The organism is Ruegeria sp. BHSB196 (assembly GCF_059613135.1).
This window is the reverse complement of record NZ_JBXWRY010000010.1, coordinates 35,153-51,512: the sequence shown is the minus strand read 5'-3', so window position 1 is coordinate 51,512 and position 16,360 is coordinate 35,153. Positions and strand designations below refer to the sequence as shown.

Below are 16,360 nucleotides of genomic sequence, written 5' to 3'. Positions count from 1 at the left end.
TACGAAAACGGGTTGACCAAAGGAAATCAGGGACATGAACGCTGCCAAGATCGAATTCAACGACCGCATGTTGTCACTGGGCCTTGCGCGGGTGGCGGAACAGGCCGCGCTGGCCTCGGCCTCGCTGGTGGGGCGCGGCGACGAGAAGGCCGCGGATCAGGCGGCAGTCAACGCCATGCGCGAGCAGCTGAACCTGCTGGACATCGCCGGCGTCGTCGTCATCGGCGAAGGCGAGCGGGACGAGGCGCCGATGCTCTATATCGGCGAGGAGGTCGGCACCGGCAACGGCCCCGGCGTGGACATCGCGCTGGACCCGCTGGAAGGTACCACCCTGACCGCCAAGGACATGCCCAATGCGCTGACCGTCATCGCCATGGGTCCGCGCGGCACCATGCTGCACGCGCCGGATGTCTACATGGACAAGCTGGCGGTCGGCCCCGGCCTGCCGGAGAACGTGGTGACGCTGGAGATGAGCCCGCGCGAGCGGGTCGAGGCGCTGGCCAGGGCGAAGGGCTGCAAAAGCTCGGACATCACCGTCTGCATCCTGGAACGCCCGCGCCACGAGGACATGATCGCCGAAGTACGCCAGACCGGGGCGGCGATCCGTCTGATCACCGACGGCGACGTGGCCGGCGTGATGCATTGTGCCGAGAGCGAGATCACCGGCATCGACATGTATATGGGCCAGGGCGGTGCGCCCGAGGGCGTACTGGCGGCGGCGGCGCTGAAATGCATGGGCGGTCAGATCTTTGGCCGGCTGCTGTTCCGCAACGACGACGAACGCGCGCGCGCCGACAAGGCGGGCATCTCGGATCTGGATCGGGTCTACGGCCGGGACGAGATGGTGACGTCGGACGTGATCTTTGCCGCGACCGGCGTCACCGGCGGCTCGCTCTTGCCGCGCATCAAGCGCGAGCCCGGCTGGGTCGAGACCACGACGCTGCTGATGCGGTCCAAGACCGGCTCGGTGCGCCGGATGACCTATCGCACCCCGGTCTGAGCCGGTGGCGACGGAATGCGGCTTGCGCCGCAGCCTCCGGCGGCCGTATCTTGAACGAGAAGAAGGGCCGGATCCGCGTTGGGTCCGGCCTTTTGCGCATGAGGATGAGCCGTGGGGTTTCTTGGAGTTGAGCGGTCGCTGACGGGCCGGCGCTGGGTCGGTCCGGGCGCGGAGGTGGAACGCGCCTCCGAGATGATGGCGCAGCGCACCGGCCTGCCGCGCGCCGTGTGCCAGGTGCTGGCGCGGCGGGGCGTGCCGCTCATCGAGGCAAAGGGCTTTCTGGAGCCGAAACTGAAGGAGCTGCTGCCGGACCCCCGCGACCTGAAGGACATGGAAAAGGCCGCGGCGCGGTTCCTGGAGGCGGTGCGCAGGCGCCAGCGGATCGCGGTCTTTGCCGATTACGACGTGGACGGCGGCAGTTCGGCGGCGTTGCTCATCGTGTGGCTGCGGCAGATGGGGCTTGAGGCGACGCTCTATGTGCCGGACCGCATCGACGAGGGCTATGGCCCGAATGCGGAAGCCATGCGCATGCTGGCGGCGGGGCATGCCCTGATCCTCTGCGTGGATTGCGGCACGCTGAGCCACGAGCCCATCGCCGCGGCCAGGGGGGCCGACGTGGTGGTTCTGGATCACCATCTGGGGGGCGAGACCCTGCCGGACTGCGTGGCGGTGGTGAACCCCAACCGCCAGGATGAAAGCGGCGAGCTGGGCTATCTCTGTGCTGCCGGCGTGGTGTTCCTGATGCTGGTCGAGGCCGGGCGGCAGATGCGCGAGAGCGGCGCGGCGGGGCCGGATCTGATGGCGCTGCTCGATCTGGTGGCGCTGGCGACGGTGGCGGATGTGGCGCCGCTGGTCGGGGCCAACCGGGCGCTGGTGCGGCAGGGGCTCAAGGTGATGGCGCAGCGCCAGCGCCCCGGTCTGGTGGCCCTGTCGGACATCGCCCGCATGGATGCCGCGCCCAACACCTATCACCTGGGCTTTCTGCTGGGACCGCGGGTCAATGCCGGCGGCCGGATCGGGCAGGCCGATCTGGGCGCCCGGCTGCTGAGCACCGACTCGATGGTCGAGGCCGAAGCCCTGTCGCAGCGGCTGGATGAATTGAACACCGAGCGGCGCGAAATCGAGACCGCGGTGCGCGCGGCGGCGCTGGAACAGGCCGAGGCGCGTGGGCTGGACGCGCCGCTCGTCTGGGCCGCGGGCGACGGCTGGCACCCCGGCGTGGTGGGCATCGTGGCGTCCCGACTGAAGGAGGCCGCCAACCGTCCGGCCATCGTGATCGGGTTCGACGGCGACGAGGGCAAGGGCTCGGGCCGCTCGGTCTCGGGCGTCGATCTGGGCGCGTCCGTGCAGCGCCTGGTCGCCGAGGGCCTGCTGGTCAAGGGCGGCGGCCACCGGATGGCCGCGGGGCTGACAGTGACGCGCGACCGGCTGGAACCGGCGATGGAGCGGCTGTCGGAGCTGTTGGCGAAACAGGGGGCCGGTCAGGGCGGCCCGGCCGATCTGAACCTCGACGGCGCCCTGATGCCCGGCGCGGCGACGGTGGAGCTGATCGGGCGGATCGAGCAGGCCGGCCCCTTTGGCGCCGGCGCGCCCGCCCCGCGCTATGCCCTGCCCGACCTGCAGGTCCGGTTCGCCAGGCGCGTCGGCGAGGCCCATCTGAAACTGTCGCTGTCGGACGGGATGAACGGCGGTCTGGACGCGATCGCCTTTGGCGCGTTCGACGGGCCGATGGGCGAGCGGCTGGCCAATCACGGCGGCGCGCGGTTCCACGTCGCGGGCCGTCTGGAGGTCAACACCTGGGGCGGACGGCAGTCGGTTCAGCTGCGGCTGGAGGACGCCGCCGAAGCCGCCAAACGGTGATTTCCACCTTGCTCGCAGGGCCCTGAAAAAGTTGGTTTCCACCGCATTTTTCGGCTTGCGGGGGGCGGGTGTAATCCGTAAAAGGCCCTCCACAAGCCAGCGTGGCCCGTTCGTCTATCGGTTAGGACGCCAGGTTTTCAACCTGGAAAGAGGGGTTCGATTCCCCTACGGGCTGCCATTCGCGCTTGCTGCGGCCCGTTCGTCTATCGGTTAGGACGCCAGGTTTTCAACCTGGAAAGAGGGGTTCGATTCCCCTACGGGCTGCCAGACCTGCAACTTGGCCCTCATTCAATTCGACATGCAGATCCACGGTGCGCCAATCGGTGCGGCGCAGGGTGGGTTCGGGTTCTGCGCCCTCGTCCATCAAAAAGCCCCGGGCCGGCCGGCCCGGGGTTGGTCCGTGTGCGGCGCGGCGTTACTGGTCCTGGTCGCCGCCTTGCAGGCTGTTCGGATCGAACACGTTGCCGAAGCCGCTGTTGTTCGGCGGGGTCTGCTCGGTGTCCGACGCCCCGTCGTCGCCTTCGCCGGTCAGGGTGCCGGGCGAAAAGACGTTGCCGAACCCGGAATTGTTCGAGTCGGTCGCCGACGGCGTGTCCTTTTCCTCGGTGCCGGGCCGCAGCTCGTCCGGATCGAACACGCCTTCGAAGCGGCGCTGGCGGCGCTCTTCGCGCTGCTTGCGCAGTTCCTCGATGCGCTTCTCGGCCTCCAGCCGCTTCTGTTCGCGCACATCGGCAATGCACTGCGCCGGGCTGTAGACGGTCGCCGTGCCGACCACCGTCACCGTGGCGATGCAGAAGATCACCAGGATCACCGCCGCCGTGTTTCCGGCGAAGAAGCCGGGCAGCCGGATCTTGCCCGCCAGTTCCTCGACGGTGGCCTTCTTGCGCGCCGCCGCCACCAGTTCCCGGCGCTTGAGCTTGGTCTCGTTGACCAGCGCGAAGAACACGGTCAGAACCACGATGATGAAGGCCAGCGCCGAGATCGCCGGGGTGATGCCATAGCGGACCTTTTGCGCCAGTTCGATGGTCAGCGTCGGGTATTCGCCGAAGGTGAAGGTGGTGGTGTTGTAGTTCTCGAACGAGGCGAGAAACGCCAGCACCGCCGCCGAGGCGATGGCCGGGCGCATGAACGGCAGCAGAACCTTGCGGAACGCCTGCGCATGCGTCGCGCCCAGATCCAGCGCCGCTTCGGTCAGCGCCGTGTCGTAGCGCTGCAGGCGGGCGACCAGCACCAGCATGCAGTAGCTGGCGATGAAGGTGGACTGGCCGATCACGGTCAGGAAGATGCCGTTCGACAGCACGCTGTCCGCGCCCAGTCCCAGCAGCCGGTTGATCCGGTCCCAGAAGACCAGCGTCGAGATGCCCAGAACCACGCCGGGGATCAGGATCGGCGCGATTATGATCGTGTAGTAGGTGGCGCGCAGCTTGGGCCAGATCTGGGTGAGCATGAGCGCCCCCGCCAGCCCCATCGCCACCGACAGGACGACCGTGCCGAAGCCGATGATCAGCGAGTTCTTGATGCTGTTCAGGATGCGTTCGTCCCGGAACAGGGCCCCGAACCAGTCGAAGGTCAGACACTCCCAGGGCGTCATCCGCGGGAATTCGGACGAGTTGAAGGCGGTGATCGACATGATCACCAGCGGACCCAGCAGATAGGCGAAGAAGATCGCCAGATAGACCCAGATGCTGACGCGGAGGATGGACATGTTCATTTGCCGATATCCCCCATGTTGACCTTGAACAGGCGCATCGCGGCCAGCACGAACAGGATACAGGTCACAAGCAGCACGATCGCGTAGGCGGCGCCTTGCGGCCAGTCGTTGTTGTCATTGAACTGCTGATAGATCAGCTGCGTGAACCAGAGCGACGACGGCCCGCCCAGGATCTGCGGCGCGGCCAGCGCCCCGGCGCTGAGCATGAAGACCATGGTGCAGCCCGAGCTGATGCCCGGCTTGGCATAGGGAATGACCACCCGCCAGTGGATCCGCCACCAGGGCGCGCCCAGATCCCGCGCGGCCTCGATCTGGTTCTTGTCCAGGCTTTCGATCACGTTGTACATCGGGAAGATCATCAGCAGGATGTAGGCATAGCCCAGACCGGCATAGAGCGCGATGTCGTTGCGGATGAAGTCGAAGGGCGTGTCGAAGATGCCCAGCCCCACCAGCACCGTGTTCAAGACGCCGGTTTCGCCGAAGATGATGCGCAGCGCGAAGGCGCGCAGGATCTCGTTGATCCAGTAGGGGATGATCAGCATCAGCGCGAAGACGCGGATGTGGTTGCCCTTGGTCTGCCCCAGGTAATAGGCGATGGGGTAGCAGATGATCAGGTTGAAGATCGTCACGCAGACCGCGGCGACGAGCGTGCGGAAGAAGATCCTGAGATCCACCGCGTTGTACGCCTGGCTGCCGCCTTCGGGGCCGAAGACCAGGTATTTGTAGTTCTCCAGCGTGTACACGTCCTTGGGTCCGCCGATCTCGGGCGGCGGCAGGTTGGGACGGAAGGAAAAGTCGAGCATCGACAACTGCGGCAGGATGATCAGGCCGATGGTCCAGAACAGGACCAGACCCAGGATCGCCAGCCCCATGCCGGTGCCGTTGCGGTTGAAGAAGTCCTTGAGGAAGCCGGGCATGTCAGTGGCTCCCTATTCCGCGGCCAGTTCGCCGGCGGGCACGAGAACCGCGTTGCCGGTCTCGTATTCCAGCGTGATCATCTGGCCGGTGTGATCCTTGAAAGACTGGCCGTGGTTGGGGATCGAAACCTTGATCTCCTTGCCGCCCTCGCCCTCGGTGAAGATGTTGAAGACATTGCCTTCGAACTCCTCGTGCGTGACCCGCGCGGTCACGAAGTGGTCGCCCTTGGCCCCGTCCGGGGCGATCGAGAACGCCTCGGGCCGGATGAACAGCATCGCGGCGTCGCCCTCTTTCATCTTGCCCTGGTTGGCGGTCGAGATCCGCGCCACCAGGTCGCCCGAGCGGTTGGTCGTGATCAGGGCCTCACTGCCCATTACTTGTTTAATTTTTCCACGGAACACGTTGTTTTCGCCCACGAATGACGCAGCAAAGGCGGTGGAAGGATCGTTGTAGATAGTCTTGCCGTCGGCGATCTGGTCGATCACGCCGGCGCGCATCACGGCGATGTCGTCCGACATGGTCAGCGCCTCGCCCTGATCGTGGGTGATGTAGATGAAGGTGATGCCGACCCGCTTTTGAATCTCGCGAAGCTCGGTCCGCATATGCTGGCGCAGCTTGAGGTCGAGTGCCGAGAGCGGCTCGTCCAGCAGCAGCACGTCCGGTTCGGCACACAGCGCCCGGGCAATCGCCACCCGCTGACGCTGGCCGCCGGACAGCTCGCTGGGCAGTTTGTCGCCCTGATCCGGCAGCGCGATCATATCCAGCAGCTCATCGGCGCGCTTGCGGCGCTGGGCCGCGCTGGCGCCCTTGATCTCCATGGAGAAGGTGATGTTCTCCCAGACCTTCATCAGGGGAAACAGGGCCAGGTTCTGAAAGATCAGCGCGGTCGGGCGCTTGTTCGGCCCGATCCCCTTCATGTTCTTGCCGCCGATCAGGACGTTGCCCTCGCTGGGCTCCAGGAACCCCGAGACCGCGCGCAGGATGGTCGTCTTGCCGCAGCCCGAAGGCCCGAGAAACGAAAAGAAGTCGCCCCCGTTGATGTTCACATTCGCGTCGCGCACCGCGACGAAATCACCAAATCTGATCCAAAGGTTCTCCAGATCGACACCGACCCCAGCACTCATTTGTGGATTCTCCCTGTGGCGCGGCCCCGACCGGGTCGGAGGCGCCTGGTTTTAGGTTGTCTCATGCGTGTCGCGCGTACAAAGACGGCCCCCCGTCGGCGTGGACAGGGGGCCCGCGTTGCGAGCGGTCAGGCGCTCACGAACTTGTTGACGAACTCGGTCCGGGTTTCCGCATACCACGGCGCCTCGGCCGGCCACGGATTCAGGTTGGCCAGCGAGTCGCCCGGATAGGCTTCGGCAAAGTTCTTCTTGTAGACGTCGCCCGCGAAGGCATCCGCGCCCAGAACCGGCGAGTTGTAGCCGTGGCTGTCGATGGCCACGCCCGCGGGCTCCTTGCGATAGGCGAACTCGATGAAGGCATAGATCTGGTCCATGTTGGTCGCACCGACCGGAATCGACATGCCGTCGACCCAGGCCATCGCGCCTTCGACCGGCGCCTGGTAGTGGACCGGTTCGCCCGCGGCCTTGAGCGCCAGCGGCGGACCGTCCCAGGTCTGCCCCACGATGACGCCTTCGTTCAGCAGCCCGTTCTTCTGGGTGTCGGCGTCGTTCCAGATCAGCTTGATGCGGTCCTTGCGGGCCACGCACCAGTCGGCGACCTGGCTCCAGACCTTGCGCATGGTCTCTTCGTCATTGTAGGCGGACCAGATCGAGCCCGGCTCCATCTCGCCGGCGCGCTCCATGTAGAGGCCCGCGCCCAGCATCATGGAATGCGCCCGGCCCATGGTCTTGCCGGCATTCTCCTCGGCCCAGACATCGCCATAGGACGGCGCGTCGCCCTCGGGCAGCCACAGGTCGGTGCGATAGGCGATCCCCTCGGTGCCCCAGATATGCGGCAGCCAGTGCACGCCGTTGCCGCCGAAGTTCCAGGCATCGGTGCCGATCTTGGCCATCGCCGGGTTCACCGCGTCGATGTTGACCTTGCCCATGTCGAAGGGCTGCAGCAGTTCCAGCGGCTCCCATTGCAGCGAGCGGTTGTTGGTCGGCGAGACGATGTCGAAGCCCTGACCCTTGGTCGCCTTCATCTTGTTGATGATTTCTTCGTTCGAGCCGATGCCGGTATAGTTGACCTTGATGCCGGTTTCGCCTTCGAACGCATCCAGGAATGACGGCGGCAGGTAATCCGACCACATCAGGATGTTGATCTCACCCGACGAGGCCAGCGCGCTTTTCGAGTAGAGCGGTGCGGCCAGAGCCGCGGCCCCCGCCCCCTTGAGCACGGTGCGCCGGGTTAAGGTTGATTTCGAGGCCATGTTCATTCTCCCGTTTTGGACTCATTTCGCTAGTTTGTTGTTTTGTTCTTGATCTTGATGATTTCATGAAGTTTCGCGGTGTCTGTGGTCCTCCTGAAGTGACAGTTTGGATTTTTCTTAGGTCCAGTTTGTGGGCGACGGCTTTCGCCCGCATTAAGCTCCGGCTGCGCCTCCGCCCGGCGGCCGCCAAGCCATCGGGCGGCAAGCGGTTGGTCCGCGCGGAACCTGCCGCCGAAAGGCCGGCGCCCGGTCGGCGCAGCCGGCGCGGTTCAGTGGTCTGCGCCGGTCGCGCCCGGCCAGCGGTCCGCGGCCACAACGCATTTCGGGGTCCGCGCCGCCTTCAGTGTCGGCCAACAGGGCGGCACCGGTCAACTTGTTTGCGCCGCCGCGCCGGGTTTCGGGGCGGTGGCGCCTCGGCCCTTCCGGGCCGGCCGGGCGGGCCGCCCCGTCACAATGCGGCGCGGAACAGGCCATCGAGGCTCTCCCTCGTCAGTTCGATCGGATTTCCGCCGCAGGACGGATCGACGATCGCCCCCTCGACAAGGGCCGGTATCGCCGCCTCGGTCACGCCGAGATCGGACAGCCTGCGCGGGATGCCGAGGCTGTCGTTGAACCCCTGCACGAAGGCACAGAACCCGTCGAAGCCGCCCGCGATGCCGAGATAGGCCGCCGCCCGCTCGAACCGTTCGGCGATGGCCGGCGCGTTGAAGGCCAGCACCGCCGGCATGCACACCGCGTTGGTTGTGCCGTGATGGGTGTCGAAATGCGCCCCGACCGGATGGCTCATGGCGTGGATCGCGCCCAGCCCCTTCTGGAACGCGGTCGCGCCCATGGCGGCGGCGCTCATCATCTGCGCCCGCGCCTCGATGTCGGTGCCGTCCGCATAGGCGCGTGGCAGATACTCCTTGACCAGCCGCATCCCCTCCAGCGCTATCCCGGCGCTCATCGGGTGGTAATGCGGGCTGGAATAGGCCTCGACGCAATGGGCAAAGGCATCCAGGCCCGTCCCGGCGGTGATGAATTTCGGCATGCCCACGGTCAGCTCGGGGTCGCAGATCACCACGGTCGGCAGCACCTTGGGGTGGAAGATGATCTTCTTGGCATGGGTTTCCGAATTGGTGATGACGCTGGCGCGGCCCACTTCCGAGCCGGTGCCGGCCGTCGTCGGCACCGCGATGATCGGCGCGATGGCGTCGGCATCGGCCCGCTTCCACCAGTCGCCGATATCCTCGAAATCCCAGACCGGCCGCGTCTGGCCGGCCATGAAGGCCACCATCTTGCCCAGGTCCAGTCCCGAGCCGCCGCCGAAGGCGATCACCCCGTCATGCCCGCCCGCCCTATAGGCGGCCACGCCGGCCTCGAGGTTCCTTTCGTTCGGGTTCGGGTCCACCTCGCCGAACAGGCCCCGGCCCAGCCCGGCGGCCTCCAGAATGTCCAGCGTCGATTGCGTGATCGGCAGATCGGCCAGGCCGCGGTCGGTGACCAGCAGCGGAGCCCGGATGCCCGCCTGTGCGCAGGCCCCCGGCAGTTCCGCGATCCGCCCGGCGCCGAACTTGATCGCGGTCGGATAGGACCAGTTTCCAACAAGGCTCATGATGTCACCTTCTTCAGATGGTAGGATTTGGGACGGGTCAGGGTGTGATAGCCGATGACCGACAGGGCGCCGCCGCGCCCGGTGTTCTTGCAGCCGGTCCAGCACAGGCCGGGATCCAGGTAATCGGCGCGGTTCATGAACACGGTGCCGGTCTCGATCCGGTCTCCCACCCGCGCCGCGCGCTCCACGTCGCGGGTCCAGAGCGAGGCGGTCAGGCCGAACGCGCTGTCATTCATGAGCCGCACCGCCTCGTCATCGTCGCGCACCGGCATGATGCCCACGACCGGGCCAAAGCTTTCGTCCCGCATCACCCGCATGTCGTGGCTGACGTTGGTCAGGATCTGCGGCGTCAGATAGGCGCCGCCATCATCCTCGGCAAAGGTCTCGACATGCGCCACGGCGCCGGCAGCCACCGCCTCGGCGATCTGCGCGCGCACTTCGCCGGCGAACCGGACATGGGCCATCGGACCCAGCGTCGTTTCCGGGTCCAGCGGGTTGCCCAGCCTGTAGCCACCGACGATCTCCACCGCCCGGGCGACGAAATCGTCGTAGAGGCTTTCATGCACGTAGATCCGTTCGATCCCGCAGCAGCATTGGCCCGAGTTGAACATGGCCCCGTCGATCAGCGTTTCGACCGCCGCGCCCAGATCGGCATCCTCCATCACATAGCCGGGATCCTTGCCGCCCAGCTCGGTGCCGACCCCGGTGAAGGTTCCCGCCGCCGCCCGCTCCATCGCCCGGCCGCCGCCGACCGAGCCGGTGAAATTGACGAAGTCGAAGGCCCGGCCGGCGATCAGGTCACGGGTCACGTCATGGTCGAGAAAGACGTTCTGGAACACGTCCTCGGGCACGCCGGCGGACTGGAACGCCCGCACCATCCGCTCGCCCACCAGCAGGGTCTGGGTGGCGTGTTTCAGCACAACCGTATTGCCCGCGATCAAGGCAGGCGCCACCGTGTTGATCGCGGTCATGTAGGGATAGTTCCAGGGCGCCACCACGAACACCACGCCATGCGGGAGGCGCCTGATGTAGCGCCGGAAGACCTCATCCTCGCCCACCGCGATATCGGCCAGCGAGGCCTCGGCAATCTCCGCCATGTGCTGGGCGCGCTCCTCGACGCCGCCGAACTCGCCGCCATAGCGCACCGGGCGGCCCATCATGTGCGCCAGTTCCGGCACGATCTCGCCGTTCATCGCCCCCAGGGCCGCGACACCCGCCAGCACCAGGTCGATGCGCTCCTGCAAGGGGCGCGCCGCCCAGCCCGCCTGCGCCGCCCGCGCCCGCGCCGCGGCGGCAAAGGCCGCATCGCGCGACATCACCTCCCGCTCGGCAAAAACCGACCCGTCAATCGGTGAGATGCATTGCAACATCCGCCCCATGATCACTCCATCTTCACAAGAAACAGGATCCCTGCTTCATCTGGCCAAAAATATCCCGGGGGTCTGGGGGCAGAGCCCCCAGCCGCGCCGGGACTCACGCCCGCTCGAACCCGCGGGCAATCTCCCAATCGGTCACCACCCGCTCGAATTCCTCGATCTCCACTTCGGCGGCGCGGACGTAGTGATCGATCACGTCGTCGCCCAGCGCCGCGCGCAGCATCCGCGACCCGTCCAGCGCCGCCCGCGCGTCGCGCAGCGTGCCGGGGATCCGCCCGGTGTCGCCCTGATAGACATCGCCCCGGGCGGGCGGCTGCAAGTCAAGCCCCTCCTCGATCCCGGCGATCCCAGCCGCCAGCATCCCGGCCAGGGCCAGATAGGGGTTCATGTCCGAGCCCGGTATCCGGCACTCGATCCGCACCGCGCGGGTGCCGTCGCCGCACAGGCGGAACCCGGCGGTGCGGTTGTCCACCGACCAGATGATCCGCGTGGGCGCGAAGGTGCCCTTCATGAACCGCTTGTAGCTGTTGATGTAGGGCGCCATGAAACAGGTGTAGTCCGCGGCGTATTTGAGCAGACCGGCCACGTAGCTTTTCATCAGCGCCGACATGCCGAGATCGTCGGCGGCGTCGAAGAAGGCCGGTTCGCCGTCCTTCCAGAGCGACTGATGCACATGGCAGGAACTGCCGACCTTGTCGTGATGCCATTTCGGCAGGAAGGTCGCGGCATGGCCATGCTGCCAGGCGATCTCCTTCACCGCGTTCTTGGCGATGGTGTGATGTTCCGCAGTGTCCATGGCCGGCGCGTATCTGATGTTGAGTTCCTCCTGCCCGGTCTCGGCCTCGCCCTTGGAATTCTCCACCGGAATCCCCGCGGTCCACAGATGGTTGCGGATCGGGCGCATCACGTGTTCTTCCTTGGTGGTCTGCAGGATGTGGTAGTCCTCGTTGTAGCCCGAGATCGGTTCGAGGTTGCGGAATCCTTCCTTGCGGATCGCATCGAAGCTCTTTTCGAACAGGAAGAACTCCAGCTCGGTCGCCGCCATCGCCTCATAGCCCATGGCCCGCAGGCGGTTGACCTGTTTCTTCAGGATCGCCCGCGGGGAATGCGGCACCTCCTCATGCGTGTGGTGGTCCAGCACGTCGCACAGCACCATCACCGTACCCTCCAGCCAGGGCACCGGGCGCAGCGTGTCCAGATCGGGCTTCATCACATAGTCGCCATAGCCGCGCTCCCAGCTGGTCGCCGCATAGCCGTCCGGCGTCGCCATCTCCAGATCGGTGGCCAGCAGGTAGTTGCAGCAATGGGTCTCTTCCCAGCCGCCGGCGACGAAATGCCCGGCATGGAAGCGTTTGCCCATCAACCGGCCCTGCATGTCCACCATGCAGACCAGAACCGTGTCCACCTCGCCCGCAGTCACCTGCGTCTTGAGATGTTCGAAGCTGAGCGTTGCACTCACGATGCGTCCTCCCTGATCGCGATATCCCTGAGCGCCGGTTCGAGCAGCGCCACTATGTCCCGTGTCATGCCGGCCACCTGATCCCGGCTGCGCAAGAGATCGTTGCGCACCTCGATCATCACGTTGGCCAGCCCGCGGCTCAGCGCGTGAAGCCGCAGCGAATGCGTCACCCCGTCGGCGGGGCCGTAGGGTTCGTTGCGGGCGATCCGGCGATGCGGCGCCCGGTCCGCGTGATCCAACATCGCGTCCACCAGCCGGCTGTCCGCGTCATGCAACAGGCCCAGTTCGACCTCCCGGCGCCGCCCGAAATAGACCGGCGTGAAGGAATGCACCGTCATCACCACGGTTTCGGGCCCCCGGGCGTCGAGCACGCCCGAGACCGCCGCGCAGAAGGGCGCGTAGACCGAGGCGGCGCGCGCCTCCCGTTCGGCCCGGTCCAGCCCGGCATTTCCCGGCACGGCGATCAGTTCCACCTGTTCCGGCATGGCGCTGGCCGCCTCGGGCGGGCGGTTGCAGTCGTAGACCAGCCGCGAGACCGTCGAGGCGATCACCGGCGCGTCCAGCACCGCCGAAAGCTCCAGCGCCAGGGCCCGCGCGCCGGGATCCCAGGCGGCGTGGCTGTCGCGGTCGGATTCGGTCAGCCCCAGGCCGGAATAGCCTTCGGGGATCCGGTTGCTCGCATGTTCGCACAGCAGGACGACGCGTCCCTTTCCGGCTTCGTTCAGGATTTCGACCGGGGGCTTCATGCGTCCACCCCGTTGTCCGGATCGTTCTGGCGGTGCGGCATCCGCTCGATCAGCCGGGTCTCCAGCAACTGGCCGTTGCGGTAGAGGATCGGATAGGCCACCGCCGCGATATGGCTGTTGAACTCCCGAAAGGCGCGCAGGGTTTCGAGGTGGATGTCACTGGTTTCGAAACTCTCGGTGCTTCCGCGCTGCAGACGCCGCAGGTGGCGCTTGCGGCTGTCCCGCTCGGCGCGCTTGATCTCGGTCTTTTCCAGGCTCAGCAGGCGGGCGCTTTCCAGGTCGTCCGAGATCAGCACGTTCGAGGCCAGTTTCATGTTGGCCAGAATGGCTTCATGCATCTGGACCAGTTCGCTCCATCCTTCCTTCGAGAACGCTGCGCCCGTCTTGCGCATGTTCCCTGCAAGCACCGTCAGGCGCTTGGCCACCACGTCCCCCGCCGTCTCCAGGCGGATGGCGTATTCCATCAGATCGCGCGCGTCCCTGGCGTTCCGTCTGCCGAACTCCTCGACCGGAAGCGACGCCACGAACCGGCGGATGCCGGACAGGCACGCGTTCACCTCGGCATCCATCGCCTGCACCGCGCGGATCTGATCCCGGGTGCCGCTGCGGTAGAGATCGAGCGCCGGGCGGAACATGGCCTCGACCAGATCGCTCATGCGCAGAAGCTCGCGCTTGAGACTCGACAGCGCCTGGCTCGGACTGCCCAGATGGCGCGCGTCCAGGGCGCTGACGGGGCGGGCGGCGGGTGCGGCCGGCTCCGTTCGGGGGTCGGGCAGAAGCCGCTCGACCGGCGCTTGCAGCCAGCCACAAAACGGCAGCGCCAGAACCAGCAGCGACGCATTGAAGGCCAGATGCGCGATCACCAGCATCTGACCGCCCTGCGGATCGCCGAGCACGCCCGCGCGCAAGGCCAGATTGGCCGCAACCAGAACCAGGATGGCCCAGCTGCCGCGCAGCGCAAGGTTGGCCCATGGAATGCGCCGGGCCGACAGCGGCATCCCGCGCGTGAGCCACACGGGGATGAACGCGGAGCCGAGATTGGCCCCCAGCACCAGCGAGAGGCCGGCGGCGAAGGGCAGCGCCCCGATCTGGACCAGCGTCACGCACATCAGGATTGCGGCCACCGACGAATGCATGACAAAGGCCAGCCCGCCGCCGACCAGAAAGGCGGTGACGTAGTCGCGCGCCAGATATTCGGCGATGGCCGGAAGAAAGGCGCTGTCCCGGATCGGGTCCATCGCCTCGCGCAGGAACCGCAGCGAGATCAGGATGAAGGCCACGCCCATCAGGATCCGGCCGGTCTGCCGCGCCTTCTTGGCCTCGGTCTTGACGAACAGATAGCCGCCGGTCGCCAGCAATACCGGCACCAGCCAGTCGAGCCGGAAGGACAGGATCTGGATGACGAGGGCCGAGCCCAGATCGCCGCCCAGCACGATCGCCAGCCCGGCCGGAAAGGTCAGCAATCCGCCCGCCGCAAAGCCCGAGCTCAGCAGGGCCACCGCCGCCGAACTCTGCAGCACGACCGCCATCGCCAGGCCGACGGACGCGGCCTGAACGGGGTTGCGCTGGCGCGTCATCAGCCGCTGGAACGATGCGCCGTAGCTGCGCTCGATGCCGGTGCGCACCATGCGCACGGCAAACAGCAGCAGCATCGTCGCGCCGGCAAGGCTTATGAGGAAACTGACGATCGCCATTCTCTATCCCCGCACAAGCTCCAGCATTTCCGCGTGCAACTCCGGCGTCGCCGCCGAAACCACCCGCCCGTCCGACCCGAGTCCCAGCGGCCGCCCGTCCCAATCGGTCATCAGCCCGCCCGCCGCCTCGACCACGGCCGATACCGGCAGGTGGTCGTAGGGCTGCAGGTCATAGTCGATCACCGCATCCACGTAGCCTGCGGCCAGAAGCGCATGCGGATAGCAGTCATAGGCGAAGCGCCGGGTCTGCCCGGCCTGCATCAGCCGGTCGAACAAGGCCGGATGGTCGCGGTGGATCTTGTCGCCTTCGTTCACGAACAGGACCGACCGGTCGAGTCTGGTCGCCGCGGAGACCCGGATCGGTTCGCCGTTCAGCGTCGCCCCCTGCCCGCGTACGCCCAGAAAGGTCTCGCCCAGAGCCGGCATCCCGATCACGCCCAGCTGCGGCACCCCGTCCACGAGATGCCCCAGCAGGAACCCGAACAGCGGATGCCCCGACAGGAACGACCGCGTGCCGTCGATCGGATCCACGATCCAGACATGGCGGCGGTTTCGGCCTTCGAATCCGTGTTCCTCGCCATAGATCCCGTGATCGGGGAAATGCTCGGCCAGATAGGCGCGGACTTGCGCTTCCACGCGCCGGTCGGCCTGTGTCACCGGGCTTTCGTCGGCCTTGAACTCGACGCCCAGCCGCCCGCGGAAATAGACCCGCGCCGCCTCGCCCGCGATCTGCGCGATCCGGGCCGCATGCGCGGCATAGTCATCCCTGGCCAGCATCGGTTCCGTCTCCCGTCACGATGTGCACGTCGATGCCCCAGCCGTCCATGGCGTCGGCCAACTGGCCCTTGGGTCTCTTGTCGGTCACAAGATCGTCGATCCGCCGCGGCTCCGGGCCGCGATGGGGGGCGGTCTCGCCGAACTTGAAATGATCCGCCGCCACCATCGACCGGTCGGCACTGTCCACGATGACCGACGCCAGATCGGCCTCGGCCGAACTGAGATACAGAAAGCCCTTGCGGGCCGATATGGCATCGGCGCTCAGCACCGCGAGATCGAAGGCATAGCGTTGCGCCTGCCGATGGGTGACATGGCCGAACGTGCCGCGCTCGTCGCTCTGCATCTCGCCGCCCAGCAGGTGAACCCGCGTCCCGTTCACGCCGACCAGCGTCTGCGCGACGCCGACCGAATTGGTCACGACCGTCAGATTGCCGCGCTGGCGCAGCTCTTCGGCGACGAAGGCGGTGGTCGAACCCACATCCAGAAACACCGTCATGCCGTCGCGCACGAATTGCGCGAGACGGGCGGCGATCCGCCGTTTTTCGTCGGAATGCTGGGACAGGCGGCGGAAGAAGCTGGGGTCGCCCTGGGTGCCCGCAAGATAGGCGCCGCCGTGCACGCGCTCGACCGCACCGGCCTTGGACAGCGCCTTGATCGCGCGGCGCACGGTTTCCTCGGACACGTCCATCGCCTTGGCCAGATCGGAATTGCGCGCGGCCCCGCCGAGCCTGCGCAGCACGTCGAGCAATTCGACCTCGCGATGCGTATGAACTCCGCGCCCCGGCACGCCGCCCCCGTTTGCAGATTCCGATGCTGCTGAAAGACAGACACGCAATCCGGGCAAAATC

At 66.6% G+C, this 16,360-nt stretch carries 13 protein-coding genes and 2 tRNA genes; 4 read left to right on the top strand and 11 right to left on the bottom strand.

From position 1 onward, the window contains the following. Nucleotides 1-34: 34 nt before the first annotated feature. The 4 genes from glpX (at nt 35) to AC2FNJ_RS07750 (ending at nt 3,127) form a co-directional block, all read left to right on the top strand. Complete coding sequence (glpX, locus tag AC2FNJ_RS07765) at nt 35-1,000, top strand: class II fructose-bisphosphatase (RefSeq protein WP_496763646.1); 966 nt, start codon at nt 35-37, stop codon at nt 998-1,000. A gap of 111 nt (nt 1,001-1,111) precedes the next feature. Further along, nucleotides 1,112-2,860, top strand: coding sequence for a single-stranded-DNA-specific exonuclease RecJ (gene recJ, locus AC2FNJ_RS07760; RefSeq protein ID WP_496763645.1), 1,749 nt, complete (start codon nt 1,112-1,114; stop codon nt 2,858-2,860). A gap of 103 nt (nt 2,861-2,963) precedes the next feature. Next, nucleotides 2,964-3,038 (top strand) — tRNA-Glu (locus AC2FNJ_RS07755). A 14-nt stretch (nt 3,039-3,052) separates the two neighbouring features. Beyond that, nucleotides 3,053-3,127 (top strand) — tRNA-Glu (locus AC2FNJ_RS07750). A gap of 148 nt (nt 3,128-3,275) precedes the next feature. Here the strand turns inward: AC2FNJ_RS07750 and AC2FNJ_RS07745 are convergent. The 11 genes from AC2FNJ_RS07745 to AC2FNJ_RS07695 form a co-directional block, all read right to left on the bottom strand. Then, on the bottom strand, nt 3,276-4,571 hold the full coding sequence (locus AC2FNJ_RS07745; protein ID WP_496763644.1) for an ABC transporter permease: 1,296 nt from the start codon (nt 4,569-4,571) through the stop codon (nt 3,276-3,278). Beyond that, entirely contained in the window at nt 4,568-5,488 is a 921-nt protein-coding gene (locus AC2FNJ_RS07740) for an ABC transporter permease (protein WP_496763643.1), read from the bottom strand. Before AC2FNJ_RS07740 ends, AC2FNJ_RS07745 begins: the two co-directional genes overlap by 4 nt. Before the next feature lie 12 nt (nt 5,489-5,500). Next, nucleotides 5,501-6,613 (bottom strand): ABC transporter ATP-binding protein, encoded by a 1,113-nt coding sequence (locus AC2FNJ_RS07735; RefSeq protein ID WP_496763642.1) that lies wholly within the window; start codon nt 6,611-6,613, stop codon nt 5,501-5,503. Nucleotides 6,614-6,741: 128 nt separating this feature from the next. After that, nucleotides 6,742-7,866, bottom strand: coding sequence for an extracellular solute-binding protein (locus tag AC2FNJ_RS07730; RefSeq protein ID WP_496763641.1), 1,125 nt, complete (start codon nt 7,864-7,866; stop codon nt 6,742-6,744). Between the two features lie 448 nt (nt 7,867-8,314). Next, the gene (locus tag AC2FNJ_RS07725) at nt 8,315-9,460 is read right to left on the bottom strand and encodes an iron-containing alcohol dehydrogenase (RefSeq protein WP_496763640.1); all 1,146 of its coding nucleotides are present in this window, start codon (nt 9,458-9,460) and stop codon (nt 8,315-8,317) included. Further along, nucleotides 9,457-10,839, bottom strand: coding sequence for an aldehyde dehydrogenase family protein (locus tag AC2FNJ_RS07720; RefSeq protein ID WP_496763639.1), 1,383 nt, complete (start codon nt 10,837-10,839; stop codon nt 9,457-9,459). The genes AC2FNJ_RS07725 and AC2FNJ_RS07720 overlap by 4 nt, the downstream gene beginning before the upstream one ends. A 94-nt stretch (nt 10,840-10,933) precedes the next feature. Then, nucleotides 10,934-12,295 (bottom strand): glutamine synthetase family protein, encoded by a 1,362-nt coding sequence (locus AC2FNJ_RS07715; RefSeq protein ID WP_496763638.1) that lies wholly within the window; start codon nt 12,293-12,295, stop codon nt 10,934-10,936. Further along, nucleotides 12,292-13,041, bottom strand: coding sequence for an N-formylglutamate amidohydrolase (locus AC2FNJ_RS07710; protein WP_496763637.1), 750 nt, complete (start codon nt 13,039-13,041; stop codon nt 12,292-12,294). The genes AC2FNJ_RS07715 and AC2FNJ_RS07710 overlap by 4 nt, the downstream gene beginning before the upstream one ends. Beyond that, a complete protein-coding gene (locus AC2FNJ_RS07705; protein ID WP_496763636.1) occupies nt 13,038-14,735 on the bottom strand; it encodes a Na/Pi cotransporter family protein in 1,698 nt (565 codons plus the stop codon). The genes AC2FNJ_RS07710 and AC2FNJ_RS07705 overlap by 4 nt, the downstream gene beginning before the upstream one ends. A gap of 3 nt (nt 14,736-14,738) precedes the next feature. Continuing rightward, nucleotides 14,739-15,512, bottom strand: a complete 774-nt coding sequence (locus AC2FNJ_RS07700) for an inositol monophosphatase family protein (RefSeq protein ID WP_496763635.1) — start codon at nt 15,510-15,512, stop codon at nt 14,739-14,741. Further along, nucleotides 15,496-16,299 (bottom strand): DeoR/GlpR family DNA-binding transcription regulator, encoded by an 804-nt coding sequence (locus tag AC2FNJ_RS07695; RefSeq protein WP_496763634.1) that lies wholly within the window; start codon nt 16,297-16,299, stop codon nt 15,496-15,498. Before AC2FNJ_RS07695 ends, AC2FNJ_RS07700 begins: the two co-directional genes overlap by 17 nt. Nucleotides 16,300-16,360: the final 61 nt, after the last annotated feature.

Excerpts from the sequence above, each read along its gene's own strand:
- glpX (WP_496763646.1), top strand. The coding sequence starts at position 35 with ATGAACGCTGCCAAGATCGAATTCAACGACCGCATGTTGTCACTGGGC.
- AC2FNJ_RS07745 (WP_496763644.1), bottom strand. The coding sequence starts at position 4,571 with ATGAACATGTCCATCCTCCGCGTCAGCATCTGGGTCTATCTGGCGATC.
- AC2FNJ_RS07740 (WP_496763643.1), bottom strand. The coding sequence starts at position 5,488 with ATGCCCGGCTTCCTCAAGGACTTCTTCAACCGCAACGGCACCGGCATG.
- AC2FNJ_RS07735 (WP_496763642.1), bottom strand. The coding sequence starts at position 6,613 with ATGAGTGCTGGGGTCGGTGTCGATCTGGAGAACCTTTGGATCAGATTT.
- AC2FNJ_RS07730 (WP_496763641.1), bottom strand. The coding sequence starts at position 7,866 with ATGGCCTCGAAATCAACCTTAACCCGGCGCACCGTGCTCAAGGGGGCG.
- AC2FNJ_RS07725 (WP_496763640.1), bottom strand. The coding sequence starts at position 9,460 with ATGAGCCTTGTTGGAAACTGGTCCTATCCGACCGCGATCAAGTTCGGC.
- AC2FNJ_RS07720 (WP_496763639.1), bottom strand. The coding sequence starts at position 10,839 with ATGGGGCGGATGTTGCAATGCATCTCACCGATTGACGGGTCGGTTTTT.
- AC2FNJ_RS07710 (WP_496763637.1), bottom strand. The coding sequence starts at position 13,041 with ATGAAGCCCCCGGTCGAAATCCTGAACGAAGCCGGAAAGGGACGCGTC.
- AC2FNJ_RS07705 (WP_496763636.1), bottom strand. The coding sequence starts at position 14,735 with ATGGCGATCGTCAGTTTCCTCATAAGCCTTGCCGGCGCGACGATGCTG.
- AC2FNJ_RS07700 (WP_496763635.1), bottom strand. The coding sequence starts at position 15,512 with ATGCTGGCCAGGGATGACTATGCCGCGCATGCGGCCCGGATCGCGCAG.